At 64.4% G+C, this 16,719-nt stretch carries 8 protein-coding genes and 2 pseudogenes; 4 read left to right on the forward strand and 6 right to left on the reverse strand.

Going from position 1 to position 16,719, the window contains the following annotated elements; translation table 11 throughout:
* Positions 1-89 precede the first annotated feature (89 nt).
* Positions 90-809 carry a fumarylacetoacetate hydrolase family protein gene (locus EH209_RS21395; protein WP_126664849.1) on the reverse strand — a complete coding sequence of 240 codons (720 nt, stop codon included), beginning with the start codon at positions 807-809 and terminating at the stop codon, positions 90-92.
* A gap of 738 nt (positions 810-1,547) precedes the next feature.
* Between EH209_RS21395 and EH209_RS21400 the strand changes: the two genes are divergently transcribed.
* Positions 1,548-1,763: a hypothetical protein gene (locus EH209_RS21400; RefSeq protein WP_126664850.1), complete on the forward strand. Its 216-nt coding sequence runs from the start codon at positions 1,548-1,550 to the stop codon at positions 1,761-1,763.
* A gap of 836 nt (positions 1,764-2,599) precedes the next feature.
* On the opposite strand, the pseudogene EH209_RS24840 reads toward EH209_RS21400, so the two are convergent.
* Together EH209_RS24840 and EH209_RS21410 are read right to left on the reverse strand one after the other, a co-directional pair.
* Positions 2,600-2,818: pseudogene (locus EH209_RS24840) on the reverse strand (aldehyde dehydrogenase family protein); the annotation flags it as partial.
* Between the two features lie 490 nt (positions 2,819-3,308).
* Positions 3,309-3,790, reverse strand: a pseudogene (locus EH209_RS21410) (IclR family transcriptional regulator).
* A gap of 227 nt (positions 3,791-4,017) precedes the next feature.
* Between EH209_RS21410 and EH209_RS24290 the strand changes: the two are divergent.
* The gene (locus EH209_RS24290; protein WP_164722106.1) at positions 4,018-4,194 is read left to right on the forward strand and encodes a hypothetical protein; all 177 of its coding nucleotides are present in this window, start codon (positions 4,018-4,020) and stop codon (positions 4,192-4,194) included.
* Between the two features lie 617 nt (positions 4,195-4,811).
* Here the strand turns inward: EH209_RS24290 and EH209_RS21415 are convergent.
* Positions 4,812-7,292, reverse strand: a complete 2,481-nt coding sequence (locus EH209_RS21415; protein WP_126664852.1) for a glycoside hydrolase family 31 protein — start codon at positions 7,290-7,292, stop codon at positions 4,812-4,814.
* Positions 7,293-7,525: 233 nt separating this feature from the next.
* On the opposite strand from EH209_RS21415, the gene EH209_RS21420 reads away from it, so the two are divergent.
* Positions 7,526-10,588, forward strand: coding sequence for a glycoside hydrolase family 2 TIM barrel-domain containing protein (locus tag EH209_RS21420; RefSeq protein ID WP_249038874.1), 3,063 nt, complete (start codon positions 7,526-7,528; stop codon positions 10,586-10,588).
* A gap of 118 nt (positions 10,589-10,706) precedes the next feature.
* Complete coding sequence (locus EH209_RS21425; protein ID WP_126664853.1) at positions 10,707-12,347, forward strand: beta-galactosidase small subunit; 1,641 nt, start codon at positions 10,707-10,709, stop codon at positions 12,345-12,347.
* A 74-nt stretch (positions 12,348-12,421) separates the two neighbouring features.
* Here EH209_RS21425 and EH209_RS21430 read toward each other — a convergent pair whose 3' ends face one another.
* Both EH209_RS21430 and EH209_RS21435 read right to left on the reverse strand, forming a co-directional pair.
* Positions 12,422-13,522 carry a Gfo/Idh/MocA family protein gene (locus EH209_RS21430; RefSeq protein WP_211338406.1) on the reverse strand — a complete coding sequence of 367 codons (1,101 nt, stop codon included), beginning with the start codon at positions 13,520-13,522 and terminating at the stop codon, positions 12,422-12,424.
* A gap of 204 nt (positions 13,523-13,726) precedes the next feature.
* Positions 13,727-16,672, reverse strand: coding sequence for a glycoside hydrolase family 3 protein (locus tag EH209_RS21435; protein ID WP_126664855.1), 2,946 nt, complete (start codon positions 16,670-16,672; stop codon positions 13,727-13,729).
* Between the last annotated feature and the right edge of the window lie 47 nt (positions 16,673-16,719).

Genomic DNA, 16,719 nt, shown 5'->3' on the forward strand with positions numbered 1-16,719 from the left:
GCGTGACGGGGTCCGTCCTCGAGCGTCGCGAGTCACCGCGGCGTCTCGAGTCGGTTCGATCTCGAAGAAATCGGGCCGCGACGCTGGGACTATTCTTCGGCGCTGACGACCGAATTGCGCAGCGTTCCGACGTTCTCGTAGGTGATCTCGACGGTGTCGCCGGGCTCGATGAGTCCGGGGTTCGCGGGACTGCCGAAGGCGATGACATCGCCCGGACGGAACGTGAATCGCTTCGAGAGGAACGAGACGACTTCGTACGGATCGAACAGCATGAGCTCCGTGTTCGCGTCCTGTCGCCGCTCGTCGTTTACGTCCGTCCACATGTCGATGCCAGTCGGGTCGACGTCGGTTTCGATCCACGGGCCGAGGGGGCCGGAGCCGTCGAACGCCTTTCGCGCGGTCCGGCCCTGCTGATCCAGCGCGTCCACGTCGTTCATGATCGTGTATCCGCGGACGACCTCCGGAACTTCGTCTTCCGAGAGGTCGTGGCAGGGTTCGTCGATGACAGCCGCGAGCTCGCCGGCGTAGGTTAGTTCGTTCGTGAACTCCGGATAGGAAATCGGCTCCTCGTGGCCCAACAGGGAGGCGGGCGGTTTGATGAAGAAGTCGGGCTCCTCCGGTCGTTCGTAGTCCATCTGGTCGAGCGTCTCCGCGTAGTTGCGGCCGACGCAGTACAGCGCCGAGGGGTCACAGGGCGGCAGCAGTTCCCCGTCGACGCCGACTTCGTACGTTTCGTCGGCGTGCACGTAGCCGTCTTCGTACTCTCCGGCAACCGGTCCGTCGGACGTTTCGATCCGTGCGAGTCGCATTATCGACTCTCTTCCGTCCAGGACGGTAGGTTTACCGATTCGTCACGATCTCGAGTACTTTTCTGCCACGGAAGTCACACGGGATCTCGAGGTGGCTATTTCGTCGTGTCGTGTGTCGGCGCCGTATCGATACGACGCCGATCGCATCTATCACGTTCGTGACCTATTCGGGCGAAACGCGCCGATCGAAACGACCCTCTAGAGACGACAATTCTACATTATATACAAGTTAGGTATTTGTGTTGTACTAGAACTGAACGGGCTGGGAATTATTGGGTGCCGGTTCATACGATCGTATTACCGGGCGATAGTCTCGGGATAATTGCTCACTTTGCCTCGACCGATCAGCGGAAGAGCGATACCTCCGATACACGAGCGTGCTGGGGAATCGGATCCATAATATCTAATTGAGTCGATATCACGATCCCTGCTATTCGACTGTTACCACTACTACTGAATACTATTTTGAACCACTCTCAGAATATTACTTTTCATTATATGGATATAACCCGTTGAACGCTATTCTCACGGCAATGTGTTACTTCCGATTGGTCTCTCTCAGGAAACGCGGAACACCGTAGCGATGAACTGAACTGAACTTCTCCGGTGAGAAGCGTCGCAAATCGTATCCTCCTCTCGGGATTTGTCAGCCATCGCGACCGGGCAACCGATCGTCGCCAACGAACCGGCGTCTCCACCTCCCTAGATTTATGTCACTCTATACCAATTAGAGAGACAATGACGTCGATCACGGTCGATCCGTTGAATCCGCGGGTCCTTACGCGCAACTACGATTACGCACAGAAGAACGTCCGCGTCCTCGCAATGTGGTACGGATGCGATATCGAGCGAATGCTTGAGCTGCTTGCGGCAAACGATATCGAACTCTCGAGGAACGATCGGATCCAGTTCGGCGCGGAGTATCGGTCGATCCAACGGAAACGCTCCGTATAGCGGTCTCTTCGTTACCCTTTTCGAGGACTCCAGCCGATATTCGAATCGGTGTCCGTTCGAACATTCTCCTCTCTGAGCACGGTGGGTGCCCGCAGCTATACCTGTGGATAGAAAAGAGGTGTTGAACCTGGATAGCTGCTGAGACCGGAAATCCGATTTCTTGTCTTTGCGACGGTAGCCGCTCCGATACCGTGTTCCCTGCCGTCGAAACGGGGTCCTTCGGAAATTTTTAAATCGATGATGGATTTGACCATCTTCCAATACCCAATACAATCATGAACAAATTCATAACGTTATATAATGTCTATCTATGCGAGAGTGCCGGCTAGCTGACCGCTACTGCTGATCGGTCCGTTCGTCCCCGTTAACGGCTGTCCCGGATTCCATCGGGAGTTTCCGTTGCACGCGTCTGACACGACTTCTCGCGAAAACGAATCGACCCTTTCTCCCGAAACTGCACGGCCGATAGTCGAACTCGGTCCCGCTCCGCTCGCTCTCTCGCCTTCTTGTGGTGTGTTATCAAGCACCACTCTTATATACGGGAACGTAGTCTACCTTCGTAGATGAAAAATGGCGCCCGAAAACCCCACTCGGTGTCCGCGCTGTGGCGGGAGTCTCCGGAAAGGAATCTCGTGGCATGAGTTCCTGCTCTCGAACGTGTTGAACTGCGAGGAGTGTCAGTACGCAGCGTACCTGATACCGCCGGATTCCCACGCCTGAACTGAACTGAACTGAACTGCTAATCGTATTGCCGACTCGTGCACGGCGTCGACTCGCGTCGCCGACCGCGCGTTCGGATTGCCTTCGGAGAGCGAGAGTCGGTACCGATTCGACGACAGCACAATGCTCTTCGTCCGCATCATCGCGTGTATCGAAGCGTCGAGCCCTTCTCGGCCGATACCCGAATCCTTGTTCCCGCCGAAAGGGATATCGCTGAGTCCATGGGACGGCGCGCCGTTGATGCGGACCGCACCCGCATCGATCCGGTCGGCAAGCGCGAGCGTATGCTCGTAATCGGTCGTGAAGACGGCAGTGTCGAGCGCTAACTCGGACCGGCTGGCGAACTCGTCCGACGCGCTCTAATAAACGCGACGCCGGACACGCCGAGAATCGGCGCATTCGATCGGTCTCGATTCACTGTTCGGGAGGACGTTGTGTACGCTATTACCATATGCGGCCGACAGCGGCGGGTCCGTCGGGCGAGGTAGCCGGACGATCGTTCGGCGCGTAAAACTACACGCAGACTTGAGAGGGAATTGCGGAAGCACTACTGTTAGAAACTTCGTAGGAGCGATTAGTGGGTCTTCTCAGCGAATTGTTTACAGAAGTACTCGTGTAATCGAGGTCGAAGCCAGACGTCGATCTGCCTCGTTCTCTGCTCCCGATCGCGTCGACGTCAGTATCTGCGGCCCACGTTCGAGTCGACCGCACATCTTCCGTCGCCCGTGGAACCGGATCGTCGTCGGCAACGAATCGCCGGAAGGAGATCTGAAACCGCGAACGCGGGAGCCGGAACCGACCGTACGACAATATCGTATCTGCCGCTCAGCTGTACTTCAAATCGAGCGTGATCCGGTTTGCGGCCTCGAGAACGTGCTTGGATAGTTCCTCTTCGAACCGCTCGTCGCTCGCTCGGGACATCGGACAGCAGACACTCACGGCGCCGAACACGGTACCGTTCTTCTTGACGGGAACCGCAATCGAGCCGAGTTCGGGCACCCGCTCGCCGCGAATGGTCGCGTAGCCGTCCTCCCGCGCTGTCTCGAGGTGTCGGAAGAACCGTTCTTCGTCGGTGATTGTCTCCTCGGTGACCGCGGGGAGCCCCTTCTCGGCGATGATCTCCGCGACGCGCTCCCAGGACATGTTGGCGAGCATCGCTTGCCCGAGGGCCTACAGTGCATCGGCGCCCGGCGACCGACGAACGTATCCAGGGAGACGGCCCGTTCGCCCTCCGCCTCGTAGACAATGACGCCGGTGCCGTTCTTCTCGACCGAGAGGTAGACGAGTTCGCCCGTCTTCCGCGCCAGCTGATCGACCTCCGGCCTCTCAGTTTTGAAGAACCGCGATTGTTTCTGGCGTGATCGCCCAACTCGAGAAAGCGTAGTCCGTCTACTTCGCCATCCTCGAGACGATCACGCTGCCGGTCGGACTCGCCCGCTATACGGCCGCGGTGATTGCCTCGTCGAACTGGCTTACAACAGGTATAGAGGGATTGAAACTGACTTTTGTGGGATTCATCATCCCGTCTGTCTTCGTGTTCGACGGCACGCTGCTCGCACAGGGGAGTCTCGGCCACATCCTGCTCGTCGCCAGCGTTGCGACCGTCGGCACCGTCTCGATCGCCGCCGGACTGAACGCATCGAACGTGGGATCGGTGAAACGGTTCGGACTCGTCGCCGCCGGCGTCGGGATGTACTACCCGTCGTACTGACGTACTCGCTGGAACTGGTGCTGTTCGTGCTCCTCTCCTGGGGCTACATCGCGGCGTCGTCAATGCGCGACCGAGCATCGACCCCTTCGAAAACCGCGAATGAGCCGAGCGCGATTCAGCGTCGGCTCGGAGACGACAGGATTCGCCGCTGTCGATCCGTCCCCTGTCTCAGTGTCGCGTTGGTCGCTATCCGAGGAGAGCGCAGTACTGTGCTATATTTCGACCTGACAGCGCCGACCGCAGTCTGGTAATGAACGCTTTATTCGAATGCAGCAGTTAGGGCACCTCTACCAGCTGCTGACGACTACTCTCCCGGGAGATGCAACTCGGGTTGTGGTGTGTTAAACTCTCCCGGGGGATGAAACTCGGATTATGGTGTGTTAACCCATTACTACCGCCGGCTATCCCTTCGCTTCGATACGCGGGTCGGTGGTTCGGACTCCGTCCTCGCTGGTACCGAACGAAAGTAGCGTCGAGTGAGAGCGCTGTGATTCACGTCGCGGTCGGCGCTCCCGCTCGCCGCACGATCCATCACGCGCCGTCGGCGTCGCTCGAGAGCCGGCGCAGTTCGCAGTCGCGGAACGCGCCGAGAATCGTCGACTAGCGGACGCGGCCTACTAACGGCCGACGTCGACCGTCGTTTCGCTCCCGTCGTAGGTCACCGTCGTCTGCGACTCGGCCTCGTCGACACCGGTGCCGACGCCCCGCTCGACGGGGACGATCCGGAACTCCCGCGTTTCGGTCAGTTCGGGGAACCAGCCCTCGCGGTCGCCGATCGCGAGTTCCCCGGCAGGATCGTCCCACGCGATCGGCGTCACCGCGTACTCCCCGTCCTCGTACGCGTATCCGTCGCCGGCATCCTCGTAGAGCTCGAACGAGCCGTCGCGGCCGGGGTAGACGCGCAGTGTCCACGGGGCGTCGGGCCGTTCCTCGGTGTGTTGGACGACTGGGCCCATCGGGACGACGCTCCCCGCGCGGACGAACAGCGGAAGCTTCTCGAGGGGCGCGTCGGCGAGGATCGTCTGCCCGCCCTCGTAACGCTCGCCCGTCCAGAAGTCGTACCACGCCGCGCCGTCGGGGAGGTAGACCTCGCGGGCTTTTGCCCGTCCCTCGAGGGGCGTCGAGCCGGGGCCGTAGTACATCGGTTCGGTGACCGGACAGACCAGCAACGCCGGGCCGAACATGAACTGGTCGACGATCTCGTGGACGCGGTCGTCCTCGCGGAACTCGAACGCGAGGTGGCGGAACATCGTGTACTCGTCGCGGGTTTCCCATCCCGCCAGCGAGTAGATGTACGGAAGCAATCGGTAGCGCAGTTCGTCGAATTTCACGAGCGTGTCGTAGGTTCGATCGCCGGGTTCGCCGAAGCGCCACATCTCGCGGGGCGTGTTCGTTCCGTGCGAGCGAAACAGCGGCAGGAAAGTGCCGAACTGGAACCAGCGCGTGTAGAGCTCCCGATAGCCGAGGTCCTCGTGGCCCGCGTCGAAGTCGCCGTTCGCGTAGAACTCATCGTCGGTGTTGTCTTCGACGAAAAAGGCGCCGATGTCGAGGGTCCACTTCGGGTTCCCGGTGACGGTGAACTGCAGCCCGTCGGCGATCTGTCTCTCGAAGCGGTCCCACGTCGCCTCGATATCGCCTGACCAGGTGACCGCGCCGTAGCGCTGCTGGCCCGGATACCCGCTCCGCGTGAGGTTGAGTACCCGTTTTTCCTCGGTCGTCGACCGCTGTCCCTTGTAGAGTCCTTTCGCCTGGTAGAGCGAGTAGGCGTTGGTGTAGGCTGGATCGAAGACCCGCTTGTAGTCGCTCGCAATCAACTCGAGGCGTTGTTCGGGCTCGAGGGGGTCCTCGAGCCCCCAGTTGGGGTTGTACGGCTCCGTCGAGTCGGCCCACCAGGCGTCGACGCCGTGGGAGAACAGCCCTTCCTCGGCCTGGTTCCAGTACAGGTCCCGCGCGTCCTCGGAGAAGACGTCGTAGTAGTGGACTTCGTTGTCGGGCGCCGAGAGGTCGCCGTCGTCGAGCAGGTGGCCCGCCGCGGCCATCTCCTCGTGGTCCTCGCCGGTGATCATGTTCGGCCAGATGGAGAGCATCAGGCGCACGTTACGTTCGTGCAGTTCGTCGGTCAGCGCGTCGGGATCGGGGAATCGCGACGGTTCGAACGACTTCTGGCCCCAGCGTCCCCAGTCGCCTTCCGGGCCGCCCCACGACTCGAAATCGGGGTCGTCCGCCGTCGAATCGGGCCAGTACTGCCAGTCCTGGACGATGCAGTCGAGCGGAATCTCCCGGTCGCGGTACTCGTCGACAACCTCGAGGAGTTCGTCCTGACTCGTATAGCGCTCTTTCGACTGTACGTAGCCGTAGGACCACTTCGGGAGCATCGTCGCGTCACCCGTCAGCCGGCGAACGCCGGAGACGACGTCGTCGAGTTCCGGTCCGTAGACGAAATAGAAATCGAGTTCGTCCACGCACTCCGACCAGACGTACGTGCCGTGGCGGTCGTCGTGGAACGTCGATAGCGAGTAACTGTCGAACAGGAACCCGTACCCGCGCGTAGAGACGAACACGGGCATCGCCACCTTCGTGTTGTGCTGGTAGAGGTGCTGATCGCGTCCGCGGTAGTTCGCGATGCCGTCGTCGTGCTGGCCGAGCCCGTAGATCGCCTCGTCCGCGGCGAACTCGAGGGACAGCTTCGTCGAGTACGCCTCGCGCTCGAGCGTCTCTACCGGCGTCGCGGCGTTCTCGCCGGCCAGTTCGGCGACGTCGACGGGGCAGCGTTCCTTCCCGCCGTCGCGGGGCTCCCGGACCAGCAACTCGCCGTCGGCGTCACGCCACGTGAGCGCGCAGGTGTCCTTTGCGAGGTCGACCCGGAGCGTGTCGGTCTCGAGCGTGACCGTCGCCTCGCCGTCGGTCACTGACCAGTCGACGTCGGTTGCGGGTTGCTCGACGATCATCGGGCTCTCGGTCGACGGCTCGGTGATCGAGTCGCCGTCCGTCGCGACAACCCTGACGACGGCGTCGTCGATGATTTGGAGCTTCAACAACCCCTCGTCGGTTCGAATGCGCGGACCGTCCGGTTCCGATCGGAGTGCCTCGAACTGCATACACAGACGAAGTCGGTCCGATCCCTTTACTGTTGCTATCACAACAGGTCGGGATCGTCGACGACGTCGGCGGCGATCGAGTTCGCACGGCGTTCGCGCCTCGCCGCCCCCGTCCGATTCTATCGGTGAGACGGCCCCAAACGGAGGGGATGACTGTCTTTCCGCCACGATATATAATATATCATCCCGGTACGAACATTTATTATTAACGTTATCATTATCTATCATTCCGAATGGGAAGCGAACAACCCGATTCACGGCGGAGTGCAGTCGATGGTACAGTACCGATCTCCCGACGGAACGTGTTGCTGGCCTCGGGGGCCGTCACCCTCCTCCCCGGCCTCGCGGCCGGCGGTCGAACGGACGACCCGATACCCGATCGATCGCCGGGCGATCTCGATCTCGAGGCGTACCTTGAGAATCCGGCGACGGTCGCGGAAAACCAGACCGAACCGCACGTCCCGACGATCCCGTATCCGTCCGTCGAGGCGGCCCTCGCTGGGGACCGACGGTGTGCGTCGCCGAGCGAGCGACGGGATCGGTCGCCGTTCGTCCGATCGCTCGAGGGCGAGTGGGAGTTCGTCTGGTCGCTCACGCCCGACGGCGCGCCGGACGACTTCGACGCGGTCGACGACTGGGACCGGATCGACGTCCCGTCGGTCTGGCAGACGGAGGGCTACGGCCACGCCATGTATCGGAACGTTCCGGTACCGATGACTCCCTACGAGCCGCCCGAAGTACCCGACACCATCAACCCGGTCGGGACCTACCGCCGGACGGTGACGGTGCCGGGGAACTGGACGAACGACCGACGGACGTTCCTCCGGTTCGAGGGGGTCAAGTCCGCCGCCTTCGTCTGGGTGAACGGCCGGTACGTCGGCTACGATCAGGGCTCGATGACGCCGGCCGAGTTCGACGTCACCGATGCCCTCGAGCCCGGCAAAAACACGGTCGCCGTACAGGTGTACCGGTGGTCTGATGGCACCTACCTCGAGAACCAGGACATGTGGCACTTCGCGGGTATCTACCGGGACGCGTACCTGTACTCGACGCCGCAGGTTCACCTCCGCGACTACGCCGTTCGCACCGAGTTAGACGAGAGCTACGAGGACGCGACGCTTACAGTAGACGCCGAAGTCGCCGACCTCTCGACGGCGGATGCAGACGGGGACGGGCGCGGAAGAGGGAAAAACGGTGGGGGCGAAAACGGGAAGAGACACGGAAGAGCGAACGGAAACGGTACGTCCGGCTCGTACGCTCTCCGCGCGCAGCTGTTCGATCCGGACGGCGATCACGTGACGACGGTCGAGGAGGACGCCGACGTCCCAGCCGGCGACAGTGTCGGCGTCACGCTCGAGGCCCACGTCTCGGACCCGCACAAGTGGTCCGCGGAACACCCCCACCTCTACCGGCTCGGGCTCGAACTTGTTCCGTCCGGCTCGAACCGGCCGCTCGAGGCCCAACTCGAGCGCGTGGGGTTTCGCGAGTACGAGATCGTCGACGGACAGGTCCGCGTCAACGGCGCGCCCGTCGAGTTCAGGGGCGTCAATCGCCACGAACACGACCCCGTGAGCGGCCGGACGATGACGACCGAGCGGATCCGCGAGGACCTCGAGTTGCTGAAGCGATCCAACGTCAACGCGATCCGCACCTCACACTACCCGAACGATCCCAAGTTCGCCGCACTGGCCGACGAGTACGGCTTCTACGTACAAGACGAGGTCAACGCCGAGACCCACCAGAACGAGGAACTCGTCAACGAACACCCCGAGTTCGATCCGTCGTTCATGGATCGGTTCCGCAGCATGGTTCAGCGCGACAAGAACCACCCGTCGATCTTCACGTGGAGCACCGGTAACGAAGCCGGTCTCGGCCCCGCCCACGTCGAGATGGCCGACTACGCGACCGACGTCGACGACACGCGCTTTCTCTATCACCAGGCCAACAACGGCGGCGTCGCCCCGTTCGCGCCGATCATCGGCCCGCGGTACATCAGCCCCGACGAACTCGAGGGCTTCGCGCTCGACGAGGACGAGGACCGACCGGTGATCATGGGCGAGTACAGCCACGCAATGGGCAACAGCTTGGGGCTCATGGAGCCGTTCTGGGAGACGATTCACGAGCGCGACCAGCTTCAGGGCGGCTTCATCTGGGACTGGGTCGACCAGACGTTGTACGAGGACCTGACGATCACGCCCGACGAGAGCGGCACCGGGAACGACGGGGCCCTCCACGGCAACCCTTCGATCGTCGAGACCGACCGCGGGAGCGCGCTCGCCCTCTCCGGACTCGACGACTGGGTGGAACTCTACAGGGACCCGAGTCTCGACGTCACCGAGCCTGGGCTCACCGTGGAGGCCGTCATCAAGCCGCGGGAGCCCTGGACCGGCGCGGATCCGTACGTCACGAAGGGCGACACCCAATACGCCCTCCAGATGGCCGACGAGGAGACGCTGGAGTGGTTCGTCTACGATCCCGACGAGGAGTGGATCACCGTCAGCGCGCCGGTGCCGGACGACTGGACCGGCTCCTGGCACCACGTCGCGGGCGTCCACACCGGCGCCGAACTGCAGCTGTACGTCGACGGCGAACTGCTCGAGACGACCGAGCACGACGGCGATATCGGACATGCCCGCCAGCCCGTCAACGTCGGGCGAAACGCGACGCTGCACACCGACGGCTACGAGGGCTGGCTGTCCAACGCCGTCTTCGATTCGGTCCGCATCTACGACCGCGCGCTCTCGCCCGCGGAACTCGCGTCCGACCGCGCCGCCGACGATGCGATCCTCGACCTCGCGTTCGAGGAGTTCCGCGACGAGGGAACGTTCCGCTCGTACGGCGTGAGCCCCTTCTGTATCAACGGAACGATCTTCGCCGACCGCACCCCGCAGCCGGAGCTGTGGGAACTGAAAAAGGCCCACCAGCCCGTCGGAATCGACCCGGTCGATCCGGCCGCGGGCGTCGTCGAGATCCACAATCGGTTCCACTTCACGCCCCTCTCGGCCCTCGAAACGATCTGGGAGCTGACCGACGGCGAGACGGTGCTACAGGACGGCGTCCTGTCGCTCGAGGTCGAACCGGGAGCGACGCGGGACGCGACCGTCCCGTTCGATGAGCCCGATCTCGAGCCGGGTGCGGAGTACTGGCTGACCATCAGCGTCGCGCTTGCCGAGGATACCAAGTGGGCCGACGCCGGCCACGAGGTGGCCTTCGAACAGTTCGCGGTCCCCTTCGACGTCCCGGAACCGCCGCTCGAGCGAATTGACTCGATGCCGAGCACCTCGGTGAGCCGATGACCGGGAGCGCCGTCGACGCGACCGACCGCCCGCGACCCAGCCGGCGTCAGATCGATGCGGCGCGGACTGACGGACAGCGGTTTCGAACGAATTCACACCGACGACCACGGACGAGCACATGACAGACAACGTTCAAACGGCGATCGACGGACCGAATTTCGAGTACACCTTCGACGCGGATCGCGGGACGCTTCGCTCCCTCGAGGCGGACGGCCGCGAGTTCCTCGCTCGCGGGCCGCTGTTGAATGTCTGGCGGACGCCCATCTCGAACGAGATGGTCGACTGGGGGACGGCGGAGGTCGAGGAGTGGTACGAACTCGGTCTCGACCGGCTCGAACACGCGGTCGAATCGTTCGAGATCTCCGATATCGCCGACGGCGTCACCCGCGTCGAGATTACGACGCTGGTTTCCGCGCCCGACGCCGACGCCGGCTTCGAAACGACGTATCTGTATCACGTCTTCGGGACAGGCGACGTGCTACTCGGCGTGCGCGCGGAACCGAACGACGCCCTTCGCGAAGGGATCACGAACTGGCTCCCGCGCGTCGGCGTCCAACTCGAGGTGCCCGACGCGTTCTCGGAGTTCTCGTGGCACGGGAACGGACCGGTAGAGACCTACCCGGACCGCAATAACGGCACGGAGATCGGCACCTACGCCGGCGCCGTCTCCGAGCAGTACGTCCCCTACGTCCGGCCCCAGGAGTACGGCAACAAAACGGACGTCAGGTGGGCGACGCTCTCGGCGGCGGACGGCGCCGGACTCGCCGCGTTCGGTCGGCCGACGGTCAACGTCAGCGCCCACGGCGTGGCGAACCTCGATCGGGCGCTGTTCGACTACCAACTCGAGGAGCGCGACGGCGTGCTGTTCAACGTCGACCACGCCGTGACCGGCGTCGGCGGCACCCCCGTCCAACCGAGCCCGGAGCACCGCGTCGTCCCCGACGGCCCCTTCGAGTTCGTCGTCGGATTCCGCCCCCGGACGGCGGACGATCCGTCGCCGATGGAGCTCTCGCGCCGGCGCCTCCCGTACGCGTTCGCCTCGACGAGCCCCGTCGGCGGATTCGAGGCCGAACACGACGCGGACGAGGGGACGATCACCGCGTCCGCGGTCGTCAGGAACGCGGACGCGCAACCGGAGCGGATCGACGTCCCGCTGACCGTCAACGACGAGGTGGTCGCGAGCCGAACGGTCGACCTCGCTCCCGGCGAGAAGACGACCGTCTCGTTCGAGCACGACGTGCCCGAAACCGGCGTGTTCGAGGTGCGCGTCGGTGACGAACCGCCGCTCCTGTTTACCGCTCCCCAGCTCTCGCTCGAGGGCGAGTGGCGGTTCCGCGAGGGGGACGACCCCGCGTGGGCCGAGCCGGAGTACGACGACGGCGACTGGGAGGTCGTCAACGTGCCGGCGACCTGGGAGGCCCACTCCGAGTACACCGAAAACGATGTCTTCGGCTGGTACCGGACGACGTTCGACGTTCCCGAAAGCTGGGCCGGCTACGCCCTCGAGCTCCCACTCGGCGCGATCGACGACGTCGACGAGACGTTCCTCAACGGCGAGAAGATCGGACAGACCGGCACGTTCCCCGAAGACGGGTTCGAGACCGCGTGGAGCGAACCGCGACGGTACACCGTCGACCCGTCGACCGTCGCGTTCGGCGGCGAGAACGCGATCGCGATCCGGGTGTACGACGGCGGTGGCGGCGGCGGACTGCACGACGGGCCGCTCGGCCCGATCACGGTGGTGCCGGCAGGCGACTGAGACGCCGCTCCTTCGTTTTTCGCGCTCGAGATCGATTTCGGTTCTCGATGCCGACCGATCCCGGTTCGTCGCGATTACCGTTGCTCCGCGAGCGGCGAGTCAGAATCGATCTGCTCGGACAGGAACTCCCGTACCTCGACCGCCTCGCCGGTCTCGGCGCTCTCGATGGCGGCGAAGACGATCGCCATCGACCGGAGGTTCGCGCGGGCGTTCGTCTCCATCGGCTCGCCGCCGGCACACCACTCGGCGAACCGCTCGACGAGCAGGGCGTTCCCCCACTTCTTCCCGCTCTCGAGGGTGATCGGCTCGCCCGCCTCGAGCGATGTGTGGCCGAGACAGTTCTCCGCAGACCGCTCGTAGGGGAACCGACGGAGTTCGCCGTCGTCGAGGACCAGCGAGGCGTCCCGACAGTTCGCCCGGATGCGTTCCGCCCACCAGCCGTTGAAACTGGTCGCGGCCGTGTTCAGTCCTTCGTAGACGATCGTCGTCCCATTGTCCATGCCCAGTTGCACGATCGCGTTCGGATCGCCCGCGAAGTCGGAGTACTCCGGGTTCCATGAGCGACAGAACACCGTTTCGGCGCGCCCGCCGGCCAGATCTGCCAGCAGATCGAGGTGGTGGATCGCGCCGTCGACGAGCAGCGGCTGTTCCTCGATGTCGTACAGCCGTTCGCCGGCCCAGCTCCCGCGGGACCGGGCGTTGACCGCGTACCGACAGTACAGGTAATCGACGGGGCCGTCCTCGCCCGATCGAAGCCGCCGCCGGAGCGAGGTAACGTCCCGCCGAAACCGGTGGCTCATCGTGACGCCCAGCTTCGTGTCGCTCTCTTCGACCAGTTCGACGATCTCGACGGTGTCGTCCATCGACGCGGCGATCGGCTTCTCCGTGAGTATCTCGAGGTCGTGATCGATCGCGAGCGAGACGAGTTCCGTTCGAGCGCCGGGCGGGACGACGAGCGCCACGGCGTCCGCGTCGCGCCCGTGTTCCGCCATCGCCGTCTCGGCGTCCGTATAGCACTCGGCCTCTGAGAGCGGAAGCGCCTCGACTGCGTTCGTCAGCGCCCCCTCGTTCACGTCGACGGCCGCGACGACCTCGACGGTCCCGTCTTCGACGTTCGGCGGGAGGAACTCCCGACACCAGGCTTCGCCCTGGTTTCCCGTCCCGAGCTGTATCACTCGACAGGTCACGTCAGAGACGTCTGATGACGGTCTCCTTGAATGTACCGGTGCGAGAGGGCGACTCGAGGCCGAACGCTCCGCTCCGCGACCGCTCGAGGTGAACGTCTCGTCCTCGGGTCGCTCGAAGTGACCGTCCAGTTTTCCGGCCGATCGAGGCGAGTCTGCTACGGGATCACTCGAGACGAACGCTCCGCGCTCCGATCACTCGAGTTGGATCGTGTGCACGCGGACGTCGCCGCCGCGAACCACGACGTAGAGGTCCCTGTTGTTCCCGTTGGCGTGCTCCAGCGACAGCGTCCGCTCAGCGTACTCGTAGACGCCACCCGTCGAGGGGACCCCCGTCCGACCGAGCAGCGGTCCAGACGGCGAGCCCCGGCGTAGTTGTAGCGTCGCCTCGCCCTCGTCCGCTCTGGCGACCGAGACGGTCGCTTTAGTCGGCTTGCTCCGCAGGTCGACGTCCGCGAACGAGAGCCACGAGCCGTCGGTCATGCCGACGACCGTCCCCGCAGAACGCGACCGGTCGAGGAGTTCGATCTCCGACCACGACCAGTCGTCGGCGTCGACGGCCCGCGTCGTCGCGGAGAGGTCCCGCGGCGGGATCGTCTCGCCGTCGACGCGGATCGATCCGCGCTCCCGGATATCGTCGGACGCGGCGCCGACGAGCACCGAGTGCGTCGCCCGCTCGACGACCCGCTGCCGGCGCGTGACGTCCCAGAACGAGAACTCGTTGTACCCGACCGAGAACTCGACGGTCACGCTCTCGCCGGGCTCGAGGTGGATCCGCTCGAACCCGCGTAGCACCCGCTCGGGCTGGTCGGTTCGGGACTGGCGCTGGCGGGTGTAGAACTGGACGACTTCGTCGGCGGCCGTCGAGCCGGTGTTGGTGACCTGAACGCTGACGGTCGCCGTCTCGCCGGGCTCGAGCGGCCCCGTCGGCGAGATGCGGCGATCGTCGTACTCGAAGCTGCTGTAGGAGCGCCCGTGTCCGAACGCGTACAGGGGGTCCGCCTGTCCGTAGCGGTAGGTCATCCCCGTCTCGGCGATGTTGTACTCGGTGATATCGGGGAGGCGATCGGCCGAGCGCGGCCAGGTCTGGGTCAGCCGGCCGCCGGGGGAGACGTCGCCGACCAGCACGTCCGTCAGCGCGCGCCCGGTCTCCTGCCCGGCGTGGCTGGTCCAGAGGATCGACGGCACGCGGTCCTCGACGCCCTCGAGGTGGACCGGGTAGCTGCTCTGCAGGACGACCGCGGTATCCGGCTGGGCGTCGCTGACGCGCTCGACGAGTTCGCGCTGGGAGTGCGGGAGGGCGAGCGTCTCTCGATCCTGTGTCTCGCGGCCGCCCATCAGCGGGTGCGTGCCGACCGCGATGACCGCGGCGTCGGCGTCGCGCGCGGCCTCGACCGCCGCTTCGATTCCGTCGGTTCGCACTTCGACGTCGAACCTGGCGGCGTCCGCCTGTGCGTCGGCGCTGGCCCGTAGCGTTCCCTCCTCGACGGTCACGTAGCTGTCGCTGCCGGGATGGTACAGGACGACTGCATCGCCGACGTCGACGAACTCGAAGGCCTCGTCGACCACCTCCCAGCCCCCGGGTCCGTCTGAGGAGTTGACCAGTTCGTCCCCGTCGACGGTCACGTACCGCTCGTTGGCCGTCGCCCGGAGCGTCCAGGCGTCGTCCGTCCACTGGATCCGTTCGAACAACTGCACGCTGGGCGCGTCGGTGCTCTGCAGCCCAAGGACGCCGCCGCCCTTGCCGACGCCGGCCGACACGTAGTCGCCGGACGAGCGCTCTTTGAGTGCGATCCGATCGGCGCCGACGTCGGTGCGGAGCCGGCCGGGACCGAATCGATCCCGCAGTCCCTCGCGAAGGGTGATCCGGTACGGCATCGTACCGCTGTACCAGTCCTCGAACACCCGATCGGAGAGCGGCCCCACGACGGCGACAGTGTCGTCCGTCGAGAGCGGGAGCACGCCGTCGCCGTCACCGCCGTTCTCGAGCAGGACGGTCCCCTTTCGCGCCGCCTCGCAGGCGAGTTCGCGGTGGTCCTCGTGGCCGATGACGTCCTCGGTGAGATCGGCGTAGGGGTCTTCCGAGGGCTCGAGGAACTCCCCGAGCAGCGAGCGCACCGTCAGCACGTGGCCGGCGGCCCGGTCGAGATCTGTCTCGTCGAGATGCCCGTCCTCGATCGCACCCAGTAGCGCGTCGGTCGTCGTCGAGTTATCGGCGCCGAACTCGGTGAAGCTGTCGAGTCCCGCGAGTACCGCGGCGGCGCGCGCTTCCGCATCCGAGTCGAAGTACGCCTGGTCGCCGGTCAGATTCACCGGCGCCCAGGCGTCGCTGACGTTCATGATCGCGTTGCCGTCGGGCGCCCACTCCCGAACTCCGTCCAGCAACGGCGAGACCGTCATCGGTCGACCGTTGACGAGGTTGTACGAGGCCATGACGCCGGCCGCGGTTCCGGATTCGATCGGATCCCGGAAGAAGGGAAGATAGTACTCGCGGAGGAGCCGCGGCGGCAACTCGGCGTTGGTCGTTGTGCGCTCAGTCTCGTTGTTGTATCCGATGTAGTGTTTGAGTATCGGCGCCGTCTTGAGGTACGTCGGATGGTCGCCGGTCAACCCGTCCGTGTAGGCCGTCGCGATCTCGCCGCTCACCAGCGGATCTTCGGCGTACCCCTCCTCGTTGCGGCCCCAGCGGGGGTCGCGGAGGGGGTCGACCGTCGGCGACCAGATGTTGAGGCCGACGCCGCCGTCCGTTGCGTTGTGTTTCCCGCGCACTTCGTCGCCGACGGCGTCGCCGACGCGCTCGACTAGGTCCGGATCCCACGTGCTCCCGAGGCCAATCGCCTGCGGAAAGACAGTCGCCTCGCCCAGCCACGCGACGCCGTGGAGCGCTTCCGTCCCGGTCCGGAACGCGTCCAGTCCGGCGCTCGGAATCGGCGGCTGATACTGGTGGAGCAACGACGCCTTCTCGTCGATCGTGAGTCGCTCGAGGAGGTCGGCGATTCGGTCGTCGAACGGTACCTCGGACGTCCCGTCGTCCCGGTCGTCGGTTCCATCGATTTCGGCAGTTGCGATGCCCCCGACGAGGGACAGCCCCGTTCCCGCTCCGATACCTGCGAGTACGTCTCTGCGTTGCTGGCTAACCATTTCGGACAACTCCGTCCTCAGTGTACCGTAATGATATTGAAAAAGAT

This window comes from Haloterrigena salifodinae, from assembly GCF_003977755.1.
GTDB classification, from domain to species: Archaea; Halobacteriota; Halobacteria; order Halobacteriales; family Natrialbaceae; genus Haloterrigena; species Haloterrigena salifodinae.

Coding starts and splice junctions, on each gene's coding strand:
- EH209_RS21425 (WP_126664853.1), top strand. CDS start 10,707: ATGACAGACAACGTTCAAACGGCGATCGACGGACCGAATTTCGAGTAC.
- EH209_RS21415 (WP_126664852.1), bottom strand. CDS start 7,292: ATGCAGTTCGAGGCACTCCGATCGGAACCGGACGGTCCGCGCATTCGA.
- EH209_RS21395 (WP_126664849.1), bottom strand. CDS start 809: ATGCGACTCGCACGGATCGAAACGTCCGACGGACCGGTTGCCGGAGAG.
- EH209_RS21400 (WP_126664850.1), top strand. CDS start 1,548: ATGACGTCGATCACGGTCGATCCGTTGAATCCGCGGGTCCTTACGCGC.
- EH209_RS21435 (WP_126664855.1), bottom strand. CDS start 16,672: ATGGTTAGCCAGCAACGCAGAGACGTACTCGCAGGTATCGGAGCGGGA.
- EH209_RS21420 (WP_249038874.1), top strand. CDS start 7,526: ATGGGAAGCGAACAACCCGATTCACGGCGGAGTGCAGTCGATGGTACA.